This window comes from Flavobacterium sp. SH_e (genome assembly GCF_025717045.1).
In the GTDB taxonomy this organism is placed as follows: domain Bacteria; phylum Bacteroidota; class Bacteroidia; order Flavobacteriales; family Flavobacteriaceae; genus Flavobacterium.
The window spans coordinates 541,402-557,587 of record NZ_JAOVZN010000001.1 but is presented as its reverse complement, the minus strand read 5'-3'; the positions used below and the strand labels follow the sequence as shown (position 1 = coordinate 557,587).

The 16,186-nt window shown below is 32.8% G+C and carries 14 protein-coding genes; 7 read left to right on the top strand and 7 right to left on the bottom strand.

Annotated features, from left to right (window positions below):
• Positions 1–28: 28 nt before the first annotated feature.
• Positions 29–2,233, top strand: coding sequence for a B12-binding domain-containing radical SAM protein (locus OD917_RS02405; protein WP_263521944.1), 2,205 nt, complete (start codon positions 29–31; stop codon positions 2,231–2,233).
• Position 2,234: 1 nt separating this feature from the next.
• Here OD917_RS02405 and OD917_RS02400 read toward each other — a convergent pair whose 3' ends face one another.
• The 3 genes from OD917_RS02400 to OD917_RS02390 form a co-directional block, all read right to left on the bottom strand.
• The gene (locus OD917_RS02400) at positions 2,235–2,999 is read right to left on the bottom strand and encodes an MBL fold metallo-hydrolase (RefSeq protein WP_263521943.1); all 765 of its coding nucleotides are present in this window, start codon (positions 2,997–2,999) and stop codon (positions 2,235–2,237) included.
• 84 nt (positions 3,000–3,083) lie between these two features.
• A complete protein-coding gene (locus OD917_RS02395) occupies positions 3,084–3,770 on the bottom strand; it encodes a response regulator transcription factor (RefSeq protein ID WP_263521942.1) in 687 nt (228 codons plus the stop codon).
• Positions 3,767–5,032, bottom strand: coding sequence for a sensor histidine kinase (locus OD917_RS02390; RefSeq protein ID WP_263521941.1), 1,266 nt, complete (start codon positions 5,030–5,032; stop codon positions 3,767–3,769). The genes OD917_RS02395 and OD917_RS02390 overlap by 4 nt, the downstream gene beginning before the upstream one ends.
• A 164-nt stretch (positions 5,033–5,196) precedes the next feature.
• Here OD917_RS02390 and OD917_RS02385 point away from each other — a divergent pair, with 164 nt between their 5' ends.
• Together OD917_RS02385 and OD917_RS02380 are read left to right on the top strand one after the other, a co-directional pair.
• Positions 5,197–5,613 (top strand): DUF1573 domain-containing protein, encoded by a 417-nt coding sequence (locus OD917_RS02385; protein WP_263521940.1) that lies wholly within the window; start codon positions 5,197–5,199, stop codon positions 5,611–5,613.
• 167 nt (positions 5,614–5,780) lie between these two features.
• Complete coding sequence (locus OD917_RS02380) at positions 5,781–7,361, top strand: murein L,D-transpeptidase (protein WP_263521939.1); 1,581 nt, start codon at positions 5,781–5,783, stop codon at positions 7,359–7,361.
• A gap of 399 nt (positions 7,362–7,760) precedes the next feature.
• Here the strand turns inward: OD917_RS02380 and OD917_RS02375 are convergent, their stop codons facing one another.
• Together OD917_RS02375 and OD917_RS02370 are read right to left on the bottom strand one after the other, a co-directional pair.
• The gene (locus tag OD917_RS02375) at positions 7,761–8,558 is read right to left on the bottom strand and encodes a hypothetical protein (RefSeq protein ID WP_263521937.1); all 798 of its coding nucleotides are present in this window, start codon (positions 8,556–8,558) and stop codon (positions 7,761–7,763) included.
• Positions 8,559–8,639: 81 nt separating this feature from the next.
• Positions 8,640–9,149 (bottom strand): C40 family peptidase, encoded by a 510-nt coding sequence (locus tag OD917_RS02370; RefSeq protein ID WP_263521936.1) that lies wholly within the window; start codon positions 9,147–9,149, stop codon positions 8,640–8,642.
• A 216-nt stretch (positions 9,150–9,365) separates the two neighbouring features.
• Between OD917_RS02370 and OD917_RS02365 the strand changes: the two genes are divergently transcribed.
• The 3 genes from OD917_RS02365 to bglX all read left to right on the top strand — a co-directional run bounded on the left by OD917_RS02365 (position 9,366) and on the right by bglX (position 14,308).
• Complete coding sequence (locus tag OD917_RS02365; protein WP_263521935.1) at positions 9,366–10,466, top strand: SGNH/GDSL hydrolase family protein; 1,101 nt, start codon at positions 9,366–9,368, stop codon at positions 10,464–10,466.
• Positions 10,456–11,838, top strand: coding sequence for a sialate O-acetylesterase (locus tag OD917_RS02360; protein ID WP_263521934.1), 1,383 nt, complete (start codon positions 10,456–10,458; stop codon positions 11,836–11,838). The genes OD917_RS02365 and OD917_RS02360 overlap by 11 nt, the downstream gene beginning before the upstream one ends.
• 172 nt (positions 11,839–12,010) lie before the next feature.
• Positions 12,011–14,308, top strand: coding sequence for a beta-glucosidase BglX (gene bglX / locus OD917_RS02355; protein ID WP_263521933.1), 2,298 nt, complete (start codon positions 12,011–12,013; stop codon positions 14,306–14,308).
• Positions 14,309–14,508: 200 nt separating this feature from the next.
• Here bglX and OD917_RS02350 read toward each other — a convergent pair whose 3' ends face one another.
• Together OD917_RS02350 and OD917_RS02345 are read right to left on the bottom strand one after the other, a co-directional pair.
• Entirely contained in the window at positions 14,509–14,844 is a 336-nt protein-coding gene (locus OD917_RS02350; protein ID WP_263521932.1) for a DUF5615 family PIN-like protein, read from the bottom strand.
• A 2-nt stretch (positions 14,845–14,846) separates the two neighbouring features.
• Complete coding sequence (locus OD917_RS02345) at positions 14,847–15,077, bottom strand: DUF433 domain-containing protein (protein ID WP_053473830.1); 231 nt, start codon at positions 15,075–15,077, stop codon at positions 14,847–14,849.
• A gap of 114 nt (positions 15,078–15,191) precedes the next feature.
• Here OD917_RS02345 and mgrA point away from each other — a divergent pair, with 114 nt between their 5' ends.
• Complete coding sequence (gene mgrA, locus OD917_RS02340) at positions 15,192–16,148, top strand: L-glyceraldehyde 3-phosphate reductase (protein WP_263521931.1); 957 nt, start codon at positions 15,192–15,194, stop codon at positions 16,146–16,148.
• Positions 16,149–16,186 lie beyond the last annotated feature (38 nt).

Here is a 16,186-nt window from a genome sequence, read left to right as displayed (position 1 = left end):
GTATTTTTGCAAAAAAAATAATTCCCTTTTGAAAACGAAACTTTTTGTAATTACACCTCCATTTACGCAACTGAATACACCGTATCCGGCAACGGCGTATATAAAAGGTTTTCTAAATACCAAAAATATCGAATCGGTTCAGGCTGATTTGGGCATTGATGTGATTTTAGAATTGTTTTCGAAAAAAGGATTAAATGATTTGTTTCAAGTTTCAAGTTTCAAGTTTGAAGTTGCTGGAAATGAAATTTCCGATAACTCAAAACGAATTTTTGCTCTTCAAGATGAATACATCAAAACGATCGATTCTGTAATTCAATTTTTGCAAGGAAAAAATCCAACTTTGGCTTTACAGATTTGTCAGGAAGATTTTCTGCCAGAAGCTTCTCGTTTTGCACAATTAGAAGAATTGGATTGGGCTTTTGGAACAATGGGAACTCAAGACAAAGCAAAACATTTGGCTACTTTATATCTGGAAGATATCTCAGATTTTATTGTAGAATGTGTTGATGAAAATTTTGGTTTTAGCCGATATGCAGAACGTCTAGGAAGAAGTGCCAATTCTTTTGATGAATTGTACGAAGCCTTACAGCAAGAGCCAACATATATCGATTCGATTTTAATTTCGCTTTTAAAAGCTAAAATAGAAGCCGTAAAACCAACTTTATTTCTAATTTCTGTTCCTTTTCCAGGGAATTTATATAGCGCATTTAGATGTGCGCAATGGGTAAAAGAAAATCATCCTAAGATTAAAGTTTCGATGGGAGGAGGTTTTCCAAATACCGAATTACGTTCGCTTTCTGATAAACGTGTTTTTGAGTTTTTCGATTTCATCACATTAGATGACGGAGAAGTTCCAATCGAAGAATTAATTTTTCATTTGGAAAATCCAGATTCTGGCTCTTTCAAAAGAACATTCTTATTGGAAAATGGAGAAGTCGTTTACAAAAACAATTCTTTAAAACAGGATTATAAACAATCTCAAGTTGGAACGCCAGATTATTCAGATTTGCCTTTGGATAAATATATTTCGGTTATCGAAATTGTCAATCCGATGCATAGAATGTGGAGCGATGGGCGCTGGAATAAACTCACAATGGCGCACGGCTGTTATTGGGGAAAATGCACATTTTGTGATATTTCTTTAGATTATATAAAAGTATATGAGCCAGTCGCAGCAAGTTTGCTTTGCGACAGAATTGAAGAATTAATCGAAAAAACGGGTCAAAACGGATTCCATTTTGTTGATGAAGCTGCGCCGCCCACTTTAATGCGTGCTTTAGCGCTTGAAATTTTGAAAAGGAAACTTGCTTTAACTTGGTGGACTAATATTCGTTTTGAAAAAAGTTTTTCAAAAGATTTATGTTTGCTACTAAAAGCTTCTGGTTGCATTGCCGTTTCTGGCGGATTAGAAGTAGCTTCAGATCGATTATTGAAATTAATTGACAAAGGTGTTACTGTAGAACAAGTTGCAAAAGTAACTCGAAATTTTACCGAAGCTGGAATTATGGTTCATGCGTATTTAATGTACGGATATCCAACCCAAACAATTCAAGAAACGGTAGATAGTTTAGAAATGGTTCGTCAGTTGTTTGAAGCTGGAGTTTTGCAATCTGGTTTTTGGCATCAATTCGCTTTAACGGCTCATAGTCCAGTTGGATTATATCCGGAACAATTTGGCGTGACCAAGAAAACAGAAGCAATTGGAACTTTCGCCAATAATGATATTGAATATACCGATGCAACAGGAATCAATCACGATAAATTTAGTTTCGGATTAAAGAAATCGCTCTTCAATTTTATGCACGGAATCTGTTTTGATTACGAATTGCAAGATTGGTTCGACTTTAAAATTCCGAGAACTAAAATACACCCCGATTTTATTTTTAATGCTTTAGAAGAACAAAACGATTTCAATACAAAACCAAATGCAAAAGTGGTTTGGCTTGGCGGAAAACCTTCGTCAGAAATCTTTACAAAATCAAAAAAAGGAAGAAGCTGGGAAATGATGTCGCTAACTTTTCACGATAAAAAAGAAAGTTTCGATATTCAAACCAGTAAAGAAGAAGGCGAGTGGCTAGTTTCCATTTTATCGAAAATAGCTGTTTCGGGTTCTAAAAATTATACTTTTCAAGAAGTCAAAAATGATTTTGAAACTTCACTAGAAGATTTCGAATTGTTTTGGTATTCTAAACCTGTAAACACTTTACGTGAGTTTGGATTATTAGTTTTATAATTTAATATTCCAAACATTCTCCATCATTCGGAATCGCAGTTTTACTCAAAAGCCCATGATCTGAAAGTGCTGTTCTTAATTGCAATCGTGTGGTTGGACAATGGTTTAAGGCTTCTAAATGATTCGCAAGAACTTTTCCTGGAGCAAGTGTCACAAATTTTAAAATGTCATCCATTCGCATTAATAATGGCTGTCCAATATCTAATCTTGCGGTTCCGCAGGCTACGATAGAAATATCAGGTTTAAATTGCGTTAAAACCTTTTCTACATGTTCTGTAAAAATAGTGTCAGAACTTATGTAAATAGATTTTTCGTTGGCTAATTCAATATGAAATCCCATTACATTTCCCATTAATTTAGCAATGAAACCATAACCGTGAATAGCAGGAATTCCAGTTATTTTTCCATCTAAAAATAATTGTGGCTCCCAATATTCCAGAGTCTGAATTACACTTAATCCTCTTTGAACCAAAGCTTTTTCATCTTTAGAACTACAGATTACTGGAATGCTTTTTCGTCTTAAAAAAACTTCGCCAGCTTTATCAATATGATCTGGATGTAAATGCGTAATCAAACAATGCGTAACTCGACTTAAAATGTCACGACTGTTTTTTGGCAATGCTACCAAAGGATTTCGTTTCGGTTTGTATCTGAAAATAGTAAAAGGCGGAATCGTTTTTCTTTTACCTAACATTGGGTCAACTAAAATGACATGCTTCTCTGTTTCAATTACCAAAGTGGCATTTCGCAAATGATGTAATTTCATATCCAAGAAAATTAGATATTAAAAATACAAAGTTTTTTGAAAAACTGCTTACAGATTTTTCTTTATTTTTAACAGAATTGTGATTTAGCCAATAGAAAACCTAAACCCAATTCCGTGGAGGTTTTCAATTGAAATTCCTTCTTCATTGGCAAGAATTTTACGAAGACGCGAAATGAAAACATCCAAACTTCTTCCCATAAAATAGTCATCAGTTCCCCACAAAGAGGTTAAGATTTGTTCTCTTTTCAAAACAGAATTTTTGTGATCTAGAAAAAGTTTCAATAATTCGGCTTCGCGCTGTGTCAATCCGACTTTTTCATCATTATTAAAAAGAATAAAATTTTTAGTGTCAAATTGATATTTTCCAACTTCATAAATCGTTTTTGCAGGTGGAATATTTTTCTGTGAACGTTTTAGGAAAATCTCCACTTTCAGCAATAATTCTTCGATACTGAAAGGTTTTACCAAATAATCATCTGCACCTAAACGCAAACCTTTAATTCGGTCTTCCTTTAAAGTTTTAGCTGAAAGAAAAATAATTGGAACTTCGATATCAATTTTTCGAACTGCTTCTGCCAATTGAAAACCATCCATTTTTGGCATCATAATATCAAAAATGCAAATATCAAATTCTTCTTCCTCAAAAAAATTAAGGGCCGATTTTCCGTCAGAACAATGAATCACTTCATAATTATTTTGCTCCAAATTATCTTTGGTTAAAAACGCAAGAGTTTCGTCGTCTTCGGCATATAGTATTTTGAAGTTTTTCATTTTTTGTTAGGAATTGATAAAGTTATAGTAACACCTTTTTCTTTATTATTTTCGGCTTTTATTTTCCAGTTTTGCAAACTGCAGATTTCTTTTACATAATACAAACCAAGTCCAAATCCGTTAACTTCATTGCTCTTTTCATTTTGAACTCTATAAAACTTATCAAAGATAAAAGATATTTTTTTAGGAGTAATCCCAATTCCGTTATCAATAAATTCTAGTTTTAAACAATTGTTTTCTTCTGTGAATTTAATAGTTATTTCTGGTTTTTCATTACAATATTTTACTGCATTATCCAGTAAGTTATAAACTAAATTACCAAAGTGAAAAATATCGGTTTCCAGCAAATATTCTTTTGAATAAGTCTCTATTTTAATCGAAGCTTCGGGATATTTTAATTTGATGTTTTCAATTGCTTCTTCAATTATTGGCACAATTAAAATACTTTCTTTTTTTAGTTCTAAAGGAGCATAATCAGCTTTTGCAATGTTTAAAATCTTCTCGATGTGGCCGTTTAATTTATTTCCCTGATTGATAATAATATCAGTATAAGTATAAAGTTTTTTATCTTCTTTAATTGGTTTTTGTTCAATCAAATATTTCGAAGCGATGAGAATTGAAGCCAGAGGAGTTTTAAATTCATGCGTCATATTATTAATGAAATCACGCTGCAATTCTGAATATTTTTTATGCTGTAAAAGCGTAAAAATCGAATAAACGTAAATCAATAAAATCAGAATCAATGCGGTTGAAAGTATAAACCAAAAACGCATTGAACTAAACAAATAAGTAGTTTCATTTGGAAAACGAACCGCGAAATAATAAACTAGATTTTTATGTTTAGGGAAATAAACGGTTTTTTTGCATTCAGCTTTTTTCTTATAAAGTGAAATATAATCACCATAAATCATTTCGTCGCTTTGACAATTGTACATCGCGTATTCGAAATCGGTTGTGATATTCATTTTTTTGAATTCCGTTTTCAGATAAAATTCTAAAATATCAGGTTCAAATTCATTATCGACATTTACAATATAGTAGTCGTTTGCAATTTTCTGAACGGGATTTTGAACTGGAAGTTCGTGATTAGTTCCTTCATATAATTTTTTAGCCACTTCCAATAAAGCAATATGTGCTTTCTGGCTAAGTTTTTTTTGTTCAATTGTAAAAGCCTCTTTTGTCCATAACAATTGTGCCACCAAAATACTAATGATGGCTACCAATCCTAAGAGAATGATGCTGTTGAGTTTATTAATTTTCAAGAATAATGGATTTTGAGAGTGTAATATTAATCAATTTTAGCCTAAAAACAGGCGGTTAACAAGTCATTAACAAACGTTTGAAACCAGTTAACAGCAACATGAATTTGTCTGAATTACCTTTGTAATATCAAAATGAACTACAAACCATTTTAAATATATCAGTTATGAAAATGATCAAAATTTCGATGTTAGCTTTGGCTTTAGGCCTAATGTCTTTTTCGGCAATCGCTCCTGTGCAATCTTTAGTTTCAGAAACTTCAATATCAGAAACTACTGCTTCTACAATTGTTTGGAAAGCAGAAACAATTGATGTTGGACAAATTCCGCAGGGAACTCCAAAAGCAATTGTTTACGAATTTAAAAATACAGGAAAAACGGCCGTAGTGATTACAAACGTTCAAGGATCTTGCGGATGTACAGCTACAGATTATACAAAAGAACCAGTTCAGCCAGGTAAATCTGCAAAAGTTACTGCAACTTACAACGCTGCAAACAAAGGTGCTTTTACAAAAACGGTTACTGTAACAACTAGTGCAGAAACAACACCAAAAGTACTTACTTTAAAAGGTACTGTTATTTAAGAAATTTTAATAGGTTGGTTATATGGCGAAAGCTCCAGACATGAAAATTGTTTGGAGCTTTTATTTTTTAGTAAGCATTTAAACTTCAAAAAAATAAGAACTAAGATTTATTGCCGAGTCCTTTGTTTTAATAGAATTTTTTCTACTTTTAATGAAAAATTTTACATATGAAAATTTGGTATTCGCCTATAGTTGCAGTTGTTTTTTTGGTTGTTTTTTCGTGTAATTCGAAAGCAGATAAAAAGGAGGAAAATTCGACAAAGAAAGTCGTAAAAATTCCAGAATTAAAACTCACAATTGACAGCACGCGCATTGCGAAATTTTATGAAAATTATCCGAAACTGGATAAATTTAAAAATGATGTAACTTCTTTATATCTAAAAAATAAATCAACTCAATTATGGCAAGATAATAAAGGTGTTGTTGAATTTGGAAATACATTATTCAATCAATACAAAAATTTAGATCAGGAAGGGTTAAAAGCTAATTATCCTTATAAAGAAGAATTAAATTCGGTTTTCGAAAATAATCCAACTAAAAAATTATCTAAAGAAGATACCGATTTACTACTGTCAAATTTGTATTACTACTATGCAGAAAAAGTATATGCTGGTTTTGATGAGAAAACTAGTATTTCTTTAGAATGGCTTTTGCCTCGCAAAAAGTTCAATTATCAAGTGCTTTCAGATTCTATCTTTAAAAAATCAACTATTTTGGATGATAAGAAAAAGAAGATGTTTAGCCAATATTACAAACTTCGTGACGCTCTAAAAGAATATAGAGAAATTGAGAAAAATGGAGGATGGAAAATTATCGAAACTGATGAAGATTATAAGGCTCTAAAAGTTGGTGATTCATCAAATGTTGTTGCTCAAATTAGAGAAAGGCTTTTTATAACTAAAGATCTTAAAGAAGATACTAAAAGTGCTGTTTGCGATACAACTTTAATGAAAGCTATTAAAAACTATGAAGTTCGTCACGGTTACACTCCAAAAAACACGATTTTATTAGAACATATTAATGACTTGAATATTCCAGTTTCCGATCGTATCAAAACGATTATTGCGAATATGGAACGTTGCCGCTGGATTGATCCAGAATTAGAAAAAGGGCAGAAATATATTGAAGTAAATATTCCTGAATTTAGACTATATATAATTGAAGATGGAAAAATTGCTTTTACATCGGCAGTTGTTGTTGGGAAAGCGATGACAAAAACAGTAATTTTCAGCGGAATGATGAGCAATATTGTTTTTAGTCCATATTGGAATGTGCCGCCAAGCATTATCAAATCGGAGATTAAACCTGGAATGGCAAAAGATAAAAACTATTTACAGAAGAAAAATTTAGAATGGAATAACGGAGCCGTTCGTCAGCTTCCAGGAAAAAATAATTCTTTAGGCTTGGTGAAGTTCTTATTTCCAAATTCAAGTAATATTTACTTGCATGATACGCCTTCAAAAAGTTTGTTCGAAAGAGATAGCCGAGCTTTTAGTCATGGTTGTGTACGTGTAGCAAAACCTCGTGAATTGGCAATTGAATTATTAAAAGTTGATCCGCAATGGAATCCTACAAGAATTGATAAAGCAATGCACGCCGGAAAAGAAAGTTGGTACACTTTAAAGAAAAAAGTTCCAGTTTATATCGGTTATTTTACCGCTTGGGTAGACCGTGAAGGAAATCTAAACTTCTATAAAGATATTTACGGAAGAGATGAAAGTTTGATTAAATTATTGACTGAAGAATAAAAATTTAAGTTTGGCACGACTCATCGAACTTCTAAATTTTTACTAAATACAATCACATTTTCTTCATAAATTTCGTTACATTTTCGATATCATGGTGTAATGCCATAAAACCGTTTTTATTCATATATGCTTGAAAATTAGAGGCGTGACTATTGTTAATTAAATTTGACATTTGTTCAGAAATAAAACTTGGAATTGAATTTAACTCTCTACATTGCCTAAATAATGTTACATAAACGACGATCTTGCTAAAGTCCGACTCTCTCATTTTCCTAAAATACTTGGATTCACCTCGGTCACATGCAAACTGGATCGAGCATGCCTTTTCATTTATAAAGTAATCAAAGTCACCGCCTATCGCTTCTTTTAACTTTTGATAGTTCCAATTAATAGAACTGTCTATGTTTGTCCACTTTTCAGGATTGTATTTTGCATGTCTACCCGCTCATTTATCAAACTTATCAATTCAATTCCATCAACTATTTTATATGATTGTAATTGCGATTTATTCCAATAATAAACAACGGCTTCAAGGGGAGAAAATCTATAAAAGCTTATATCTTCTTTTTTTAAAAGTAATTCTCCTAACCGGGTATTATTCCAAATGCACTCGTATGTTTCAACTAAAAACTTTGTGATGTAAGAAGCTGAGTCAAGAAACACATCAGTTAATTCATCAAATTCACTTGCTTCATATTTTTTTAGAATTGACTCAATTTTTTCAGGTAATAAGCAGTCAAGTGAAAGACCGTTTTGTTGAGCAAAGTTTATAGCTCTTTCTTGATAGCTTTCTATTAACTCGTTTTTTAGTTGATCAGATGGAGTTAAAATAGGTTTAGACATTACTGAAAACATTGGAATAGCAAACTTCACGATAATAGAAACATACTTTTTAATGATTTCCTCTAATTCGATAGGAGTATTATATTCCCAAAAATCTCTGTTATATTTTTTATTTCTAATTGAATTTTTATCCTCAATGACATCACTAATAAAATATTGGGTTGGATCAATTGAATTATAAAAATATACTCTTAAGCCTTGCTTAAAATTCGATTTTTGAAAACAAATATATTGTTCTACATCATTTTCAGATCTCTTAAACTTCCAAGGCTGTGTTTTAGAATCAATAAATGAAAAGCCGTACTCTTCAAGTTCTTTTGAAACAAATCCTTTTAAATATTTGTTTGTTTTCATAACTAATATCTTTATAATTTTATTTGAATTAAAATTATTTAAGTTTAAAATCTTAAGCTTAAGTTTTCCATCAAATCAAAACTATTGCGATAAAACATCCACACATTTATAGAAGCGTTTGGTATAATGTTCTGTATCAAGCGCTGTTATCGTTACTTGTTGCGCTTTTCCTGACGATGCATGAATAAACTTCGACTGCATTCCGTTGGCTTCGCAAATAATACCCACATGCCCCACAACATTTCTGTTTTTATATCCGTAGAAAACTAAAATATCTCCAACTTTAAATTCTTCTGGTTTTAAAGTTTTGCCAATGTTTTTATACCCGCTTGAACTTCGCGGCAATGTTTTTCCAAAATTGCTGAAAACATAACTCACAAAACCTGAGCAGTCAAAACCTTTTTGCGGATTACTGCTAGCATATACATAAGGAATTCCTAAATGTTTTTTAGCAAAAACAATTAAAGAATCCCGATTGATTTCAGTTTGAATTTTTGGATTTTGAATAGGAGTTTCTCTTTCATTCTTTTTTAAATTAAAAGATGAAAATAAAATAACGACGGATAGAAAAATAAAAAAATGTAATCGCATTTTGTTTGTAAAAAGTATTGAATTAATAAAGAAAACCGCAAATTAGGCATTTAAAAACAATTCCATTCGCTGTACTTGTAAGAATTAACGTAAAGATGTTCAAAACTGATGTGTTTATGTGGTGTTTTTTTATTACTTTTTGACATTTTAGTATCTTTTTAGATATTCTCTTTCCAATATATTTGTGAATCGTATTTATATTTTAACAAATAAATTATGTTTCCCAAAAAAATAGCACTTTTAATTTCGTTTTTGCTGATTTCGATTATTTCGAACTCACAAACACTAAATTCAGATAAAACTTTCCTATATCAAGGTCGCATAGAAAAATTGAAGAATGATAATGTCATTTTGATTGGAACGGCTTCTTCTGTTTCTTTTAATTTTACTGGAAATGAATGTTCGATTTCACTTCAAAGTGTAGATGCTTATGAACATCATAATTATGTTTCGTTGGTTTTGGATGGAAAATATATAGGGAAAATTAGAATTGAAAAAGGTGCGGTTCAAGCTTTTCCAGTAAAGGTTACTTCAAACCAAAAAGAACATCGATTAGAAATTTATAAAAATACAGAAGCGCATACAGGCGGAGTTTTGTTCGCTGGAACAACTGCAAAGCTGACCTCAATTTCTTTTAAAAAGAAAAAGAAAATCGAGTTTATTGGAGATTCAATTACTTGTGGTGCGGCAAGCGATGGTTCTGATATTCCTTGTGATAAAGGAGAATATTACGATCATCACAATAGTTACTATGCTTACGGTCCAACACTTTCGAGGGAGATTGGGGCTGATTATTTAATGAGTTGTGTTTCTGGAATTGGAATGTACAGAAACTGGAACGATGAGAATAAAGATGAAGTTATAATGCCTGATGCTTATCCGAATTTGTATTTAACGAAAGACGCTTCAAAACCGAAATATGATTTTGCTTTTCAGCCTGATATTATCAGCATTGCTTTGGGAACAAATGACTTTTCTGGCGGAGACGGTAAAAAAGAACGTCTGCCTTTCAATCCTGAAAAATATGTTTCGAATTACATCAATTTTATAAAAATGTTGTACGAGCATAATCCGAAAGTGCAGATCGTAATTACAAATAGTCCAATGGTTGGAGGAGAAAGAGGAGTTGTTTTTGAAGATTGCCTAAATAAAGTTAAAAACGCTTTCGCGAATGATAAAGCGCACAAACCGATTCAGATTTTCAAATTCAAACCGATGAATCCAAGCGGATGCACAGGGCATCCAGATGTGGCAGATCATAAGATTTTGGCAGACGAATATGCTCCATTTTTAAAGAAGTTACTAAATGAAAAATAATATCTATAAGTTTGTTTTCTTTTTATTGATTTCCAGTACTATGATGGCAAACGTTTCGCTTCCGAATATTTTTAGTGATAATATGGTTTTACAGCGCAACTCTGAAGTTAAAATTTGGGGTTGGGCAAATCCAAAAGAAGAAATTAAACTGGTTTCGAGTTGGAACAATCAGGAATATAAAACCGTTGCCAGTAATCAGGCAAAATGGGAATTAATTATTAAAACTCCAGAAGCGGGCGGACCTTTTTTTATTTCTATAAAAGGTTACAATGAAGTCGTTTTAAAAAACATTTTGATTGGAGAAGTCTGGCTTTGTTCGGGGCAATCGAATATGGAAATGTCGGTAAGCTGGGGAATTGATGACGGAGAAGAAGAAATGAAAAATGCAACTAATCCAAATATTCGTTTTTTTACTGTTCCAAAATTGACAGCTGAAAATCCGCAGAATAATTTATTGGGAAATTGGACAGAATCGACTCCAGAAACGATGAAATATTTTAGCGCCGTTGGTTATTTTTTTGCAAAACGCTTGCGCGAAGATTTAAAAAATGTCCCAATCGGATTAATTTCTTCGAATTGGGGAGGAACTCCTGCAGAAATTTGGATGCCGGCAGAAGTGGTAAATAACGATCCACTGTTGTTAGAAAATGCCAAAAAACTAAACGAACAAGAATATGGACCAAGACAGCCTGGACGAGCTTATAATGCGATGATTTATCCAATTGTAGGATTCAAAATTGCAGGAACGCTTTGGTATCAGGGAGAATCAAATGTGGGTTCTTTGGTTTATGATAAAACTCTGGGAGCATTAATCACGTCATGGAGAAAAGAATGGAATGATGATTTTCCGTTTTACTATGTTCAGATTGCACCATTTAAAACAGGAAGTAATAACTTTTCAAATGTAACAGTTAGAGATTCACAGAGAAAACTGCTTAAAGAAGTTTCGAAAACGGGAATGGTAGTAATCAGTGATATTTCGGATACTATTGATATTCATCCAAAAAACAAGAAATCAGTTGGAATTCGTTTGGCGAATCTGGCTTTGGCTGAAACTTACAAAACCAATTCTAATTTAGTTAATGGGCCGCTCTTTAAATCCATTAAAATAGATAAAAACAAAGTAATCGTTTCTTTCGATTATGCTGACGGTCTTTATTTTAAAGACAAAAAATCGAATCAATTTGAAGTAGCTGGAACTGATGGAGTTTTTGTTACTGCTGAAGCTTCAATTAAAAATAACGAAGTGATTTTGACAAGTAAAAAAGTAGCTTCTCCATCAAAAGTGAGATTTGCATGGGGAAATACAACGCAGTCTGATTTGTTTAATAAAGCGAATCTGCCGGCTTCTTGTTTTACAACTGAATTTTAGATTTTAGAATGTAGATTTTAGATTATTGATCTGCTTTGTAAGACTGAGGGAAGTCGAAGTTGACAATGTATAATTTGAATCTTGCAAAGACGCTAATGTGCAAAGTTTTAGGAAACTTAGTATCTCAGAAACTTAGCATCTTAGTACCTAAAAAAGAACTAACTAAACCATCATGAAAAATAAAAAAATAATATTTATTGGGGTATTTTCCCTGTTTACCGTTGGAAATATGAGTGCACAAAAAAAGCCATATCTGGATAAAAATAAAACTGTTGAGCAACGTATTGATTTGCTTTTGCCATTGATGACGCTGGAAGAAAAAGTGGGACAGATGAACCAATATAATGGTTTTTGGGATGTTACGGGACCTGCGCCAAAAGGCGGAACTGCCGAATTAAAATACGAACATTTAAGAAAAGGATTGGTTGGTTCGATGCTGACAGTTCGTGGCGTAAAAGAAGTTCGTGCGGTGCAGAAAATTGCGGTTGAAGAAACGCGATTGGGAATTCCGTTAATTATTGGTTTTGACGTAATACATGGCTATAAAACGTTAAGCCCGATTCCGTTGGCAGAAGCGGCGAGCTGGGATTTAGAAGCGATTAAGAAATCAGCGGCGATTGCTGCAGATGAAGCTTCTGCATCTGGAATTAACTGGACTTTTGGACCAAATGTCGATGTTGCAAATGATGCACGTTGGGGACGTGTGATGGAAGGTTCGGGAGAAGATCCGTATTTGGGAAGTAAAGTGGGATATGCCCGTGTGAAAGGTTTTCAAGGAGAAACAGTTGCCGATTTAGCTAAAGTAAATACGATTGCGGCTTGCGCGAAACACTTTGCGGCGTATGGTTATGTTGAAGCTGGATTGGAATATAATATTGTAGATATTAGTAATTCGAAATTATACAATTCGGTTTTACCACCTTTTGAAGCTACGGTTGAAGCGGGAGTTCGTACGTTTATGAATTCATTTAATACTTTGAATGGCGTTCCAGCAACTGGAAATGCCTTTTTGCAAAGAGATATTTTAAAAGGAAAATGGAAGTTTGACGGATTTGTAATTTCTGATTATGCTTCTATCCGCGAAATGATTGCCCACGGTTATGCAAAAGACGAAGCCGATGCAACTGCAAAAGCGGTAATCGCTGGTTCTGATATGGATATGGAATCGTATTTATATGTTGCAAAATTGGTTGATTTGGTAAAATCTGGAAAAGTAAAAGAATCTTTGGTTGATGATGCTGTCCGCAGAATTTTACGAGTGAAATTTGAATTAGGATTATTTGATGATCCGTACAGATATTGTGATGAAAAACGCGAGAAAGAAGTTGTTGGAAGTAAAGCCAATAATGATGGCGTTCTAGACATGGCGAAGAAATCTATTGTTTTATTGAAGAATGAAAAGAATTTGCTCCCGCTAAAGAAATCCGGACAGAAAATTGCTTTGATTGGTGCTTTGGCAAATGATAAAAATAGTCCGCTGGGAAGTTGGAGAATTGCAGCTTCAGACGATACTGCAGTTTCAGTTTTAGAAGGAATGCAGCAATACAAAGATAATCAGCTTACTTTTGAAAAAGGAGCTGATTTATTAAAACAAAAAGCAACTTTCTTAACTGAAACAGTTTTCAACACCACAGACAAAAGCGGTTTTGAAGCAGCAAAGACAGCCGCAAAAAACGCCGATGTTGTGGTAATGGTTTTAGGTGAATACGGTTTTCAAAGCGGTGAGGGAAGAAGTAGAACTGATTTGAACCTACCTGGTTTACAGCAGGAATTATTAGAAGAAGTTTATAAATTAAACCAAAATATTGTTTTGGTTTTAAATAACGGTCGTCCGTTGAGTATTCCTTGGGCAGCAGAGAATATTCCGGCAATTGTGGAAGCTTGGCATTTAGGAACTCAGACTGGAAATGCAGTTGCACAGGTTTTATATGGAGATTATAATCCGAGTGGAAAATTGCCAATGTCGTTTCCTAGAAATGTTGGACAAGTGCCAATTTATTACAACAAATACAGTACAGGAAGACCAACAGACAGTGATAAAAATGTTTTCTGGTCGCATTATATGGATGTGGAAAAAACGCCTCAATTTCCGTTTGGTTTTGGATTGAGCTATACCACTTTCGATTATAAAAACTTGAAATTGAATAAAACGTCTTTTGCTAAAGGAGAAAAAGTAGAGGTGAACGTTGAGGTTACGAATTCAGGAAACTATGATGGAAAAGAAGTAGTTCAGTTATACATTCATGATGAATTTGCAAGCATCATTCGCCCAATAAAAGAATTGAAAGGTTTTGAATTGGTTAATCTTAAAAAAGGAGAAACTAAAACGGTAAAATTTACTTTGACAGATAAAGAACTTGGTTTTTATAACAACGAAGGTGCTTATTTAGTTGAGCCAGGAACTTTTAAAATCATGGTTGGAGGTAGCTCTGATAAAGGTTTGCAAAGTGGTTTTGAGATTAAAGAGTAATTTTTTTTGAGGTTCAAAGGGACAAAGTAACAAAGGTTCAAAGTTTTTTTGAATAGCCCCTAGCTTTAGCTAGGGGAATAAGATTTTAAGTTAGAAAAGGCTTTAGCCAAACCTACAAAGTTTGGCTAAAGCCCTTTTCTATTGTTTTTATATTTTAATCCAGCTAAAGCTGGACGCCATTGATTTTAAATCACTTACTTTTAATAAATCTCTAAAATCATTAATTCAACATTTAATACAAATGATTCAATGATTTCTTTTTTTAAAATAAGAAGTTCAGCTATTTGTTTGGTGTTTTTATTAAAAGTCTTTAAAATAATCACTTTTGGAGGAACACCTTTCAGAAGTAATAATTTTTCAAAATCATCATCATGTGTAAGAATAGTAAAATTGTTTTTTCTCGCATATTCCCAAATTTCTAGATCTTTTGCAGGTTGATTTACAGGAATATCTTTGGAATGAAAACAATCAGGAAAATCATTTTCTATAAGTTTTACAATTCTCCAAGAGATATTAGCATCCAAAAGTAATTTCATTATTATGCTGCAATTATTTTCGTAATATTTTCTCTATTTGCAGCAAAAGCTAAAGCCGCAAGAATATGTTCTTTGTTTAATTCAGGAAAATCTTCAATAATCTCCTCAAAAGACATTCCTGTAGAAAGCCATGAAAGAATATCGGAAACACAAATTCTTGTTCCTGTTATTACAGGTTTACCAAATCTGATATCAGGATTTATTGAAATTAAATTTTGCCAATTATTATTCATAATTTTAAATTTTAAACAAATTTACAAAATTAAAAATGAATTAGATTTTTAATTATTGGCGTTTGTTTTCTACCTTTAAAATCTATTAAAAACTCCAACTTATAAATTAAAAAAATGAAATATAACAGATGCGGAAAAAGCGGTTTGCTTCTTCCTGAGATTTCTTTAGGATTATGGCATAACTTCGGTTCGGTAGATAATTTCGAAAATGCGGAAAGTATCGCTATTGAAGCTTTTGATAAAGGAATTACACACTTCGATTTAGCGAATAATTATGGTCCTGTTCCTGGTTCTGCTGAAGAGAATTTTGGTAAAATATTATGGCATAATTTTCAGGGAAATCTACGTGATGAAATCGTAATTTCTACAAAAGCTGGTTATACGATGTGGAAAGGACCTTATGGAGATTGGGGTTCTAGAAAATATTTGCTTTCGAGTTTAGATCAGAGTTTGAAACGAATGAATGTCGATTATGTAGATATTTTTTATTCACACCGTCCAGATCCAGAAACACCGATTGAAGAAACGATGATGGCTTTAGATCACGCCGTTAGAAGCGGAAAAGCTTTGTATGTTGGAATCAGTAATTATTCTGCTGAACAGACTCGGGTTGCAGTTGATGTTTTAAAACAATTGGGAACACCTTGTTTGATCCATCAAGCGAAATACTCAATGTTGGAACGTTGGGTGGAAAATGGTTTATTGGATGTTTTAGATGAAAAAGGAGTAGGTTGTATTGCGTTTTCACCTTTAGCACAAGGACTTTTAACTGATAAATATTTAAAAGGAATTCCTGAAAATTCACGCGCCCATAATCCAAACGGGCATTTGAGAGAAGATGAGGTTACGCAGGAAAGAATTCAGAAGTTAATTCAGCTGAATGAAATTGCGCAGAACAGAAATCAGTCTTTGGCGCAAATGGCTTTGGCTTGGCTTCAAAAAGATAAAAGAATTACATCGGTTTTAATTGGTGCAAGTTCTGTAAAACAATTGTGTAATAATATTGATTGTTTACAGAATACAGAGTTCTCACAAGATGAATTGAATGCGATTGAGAAAATATTATCTTAATATCAAACCTAACAGGTTTTTAAAACCTGTTAGGTTTC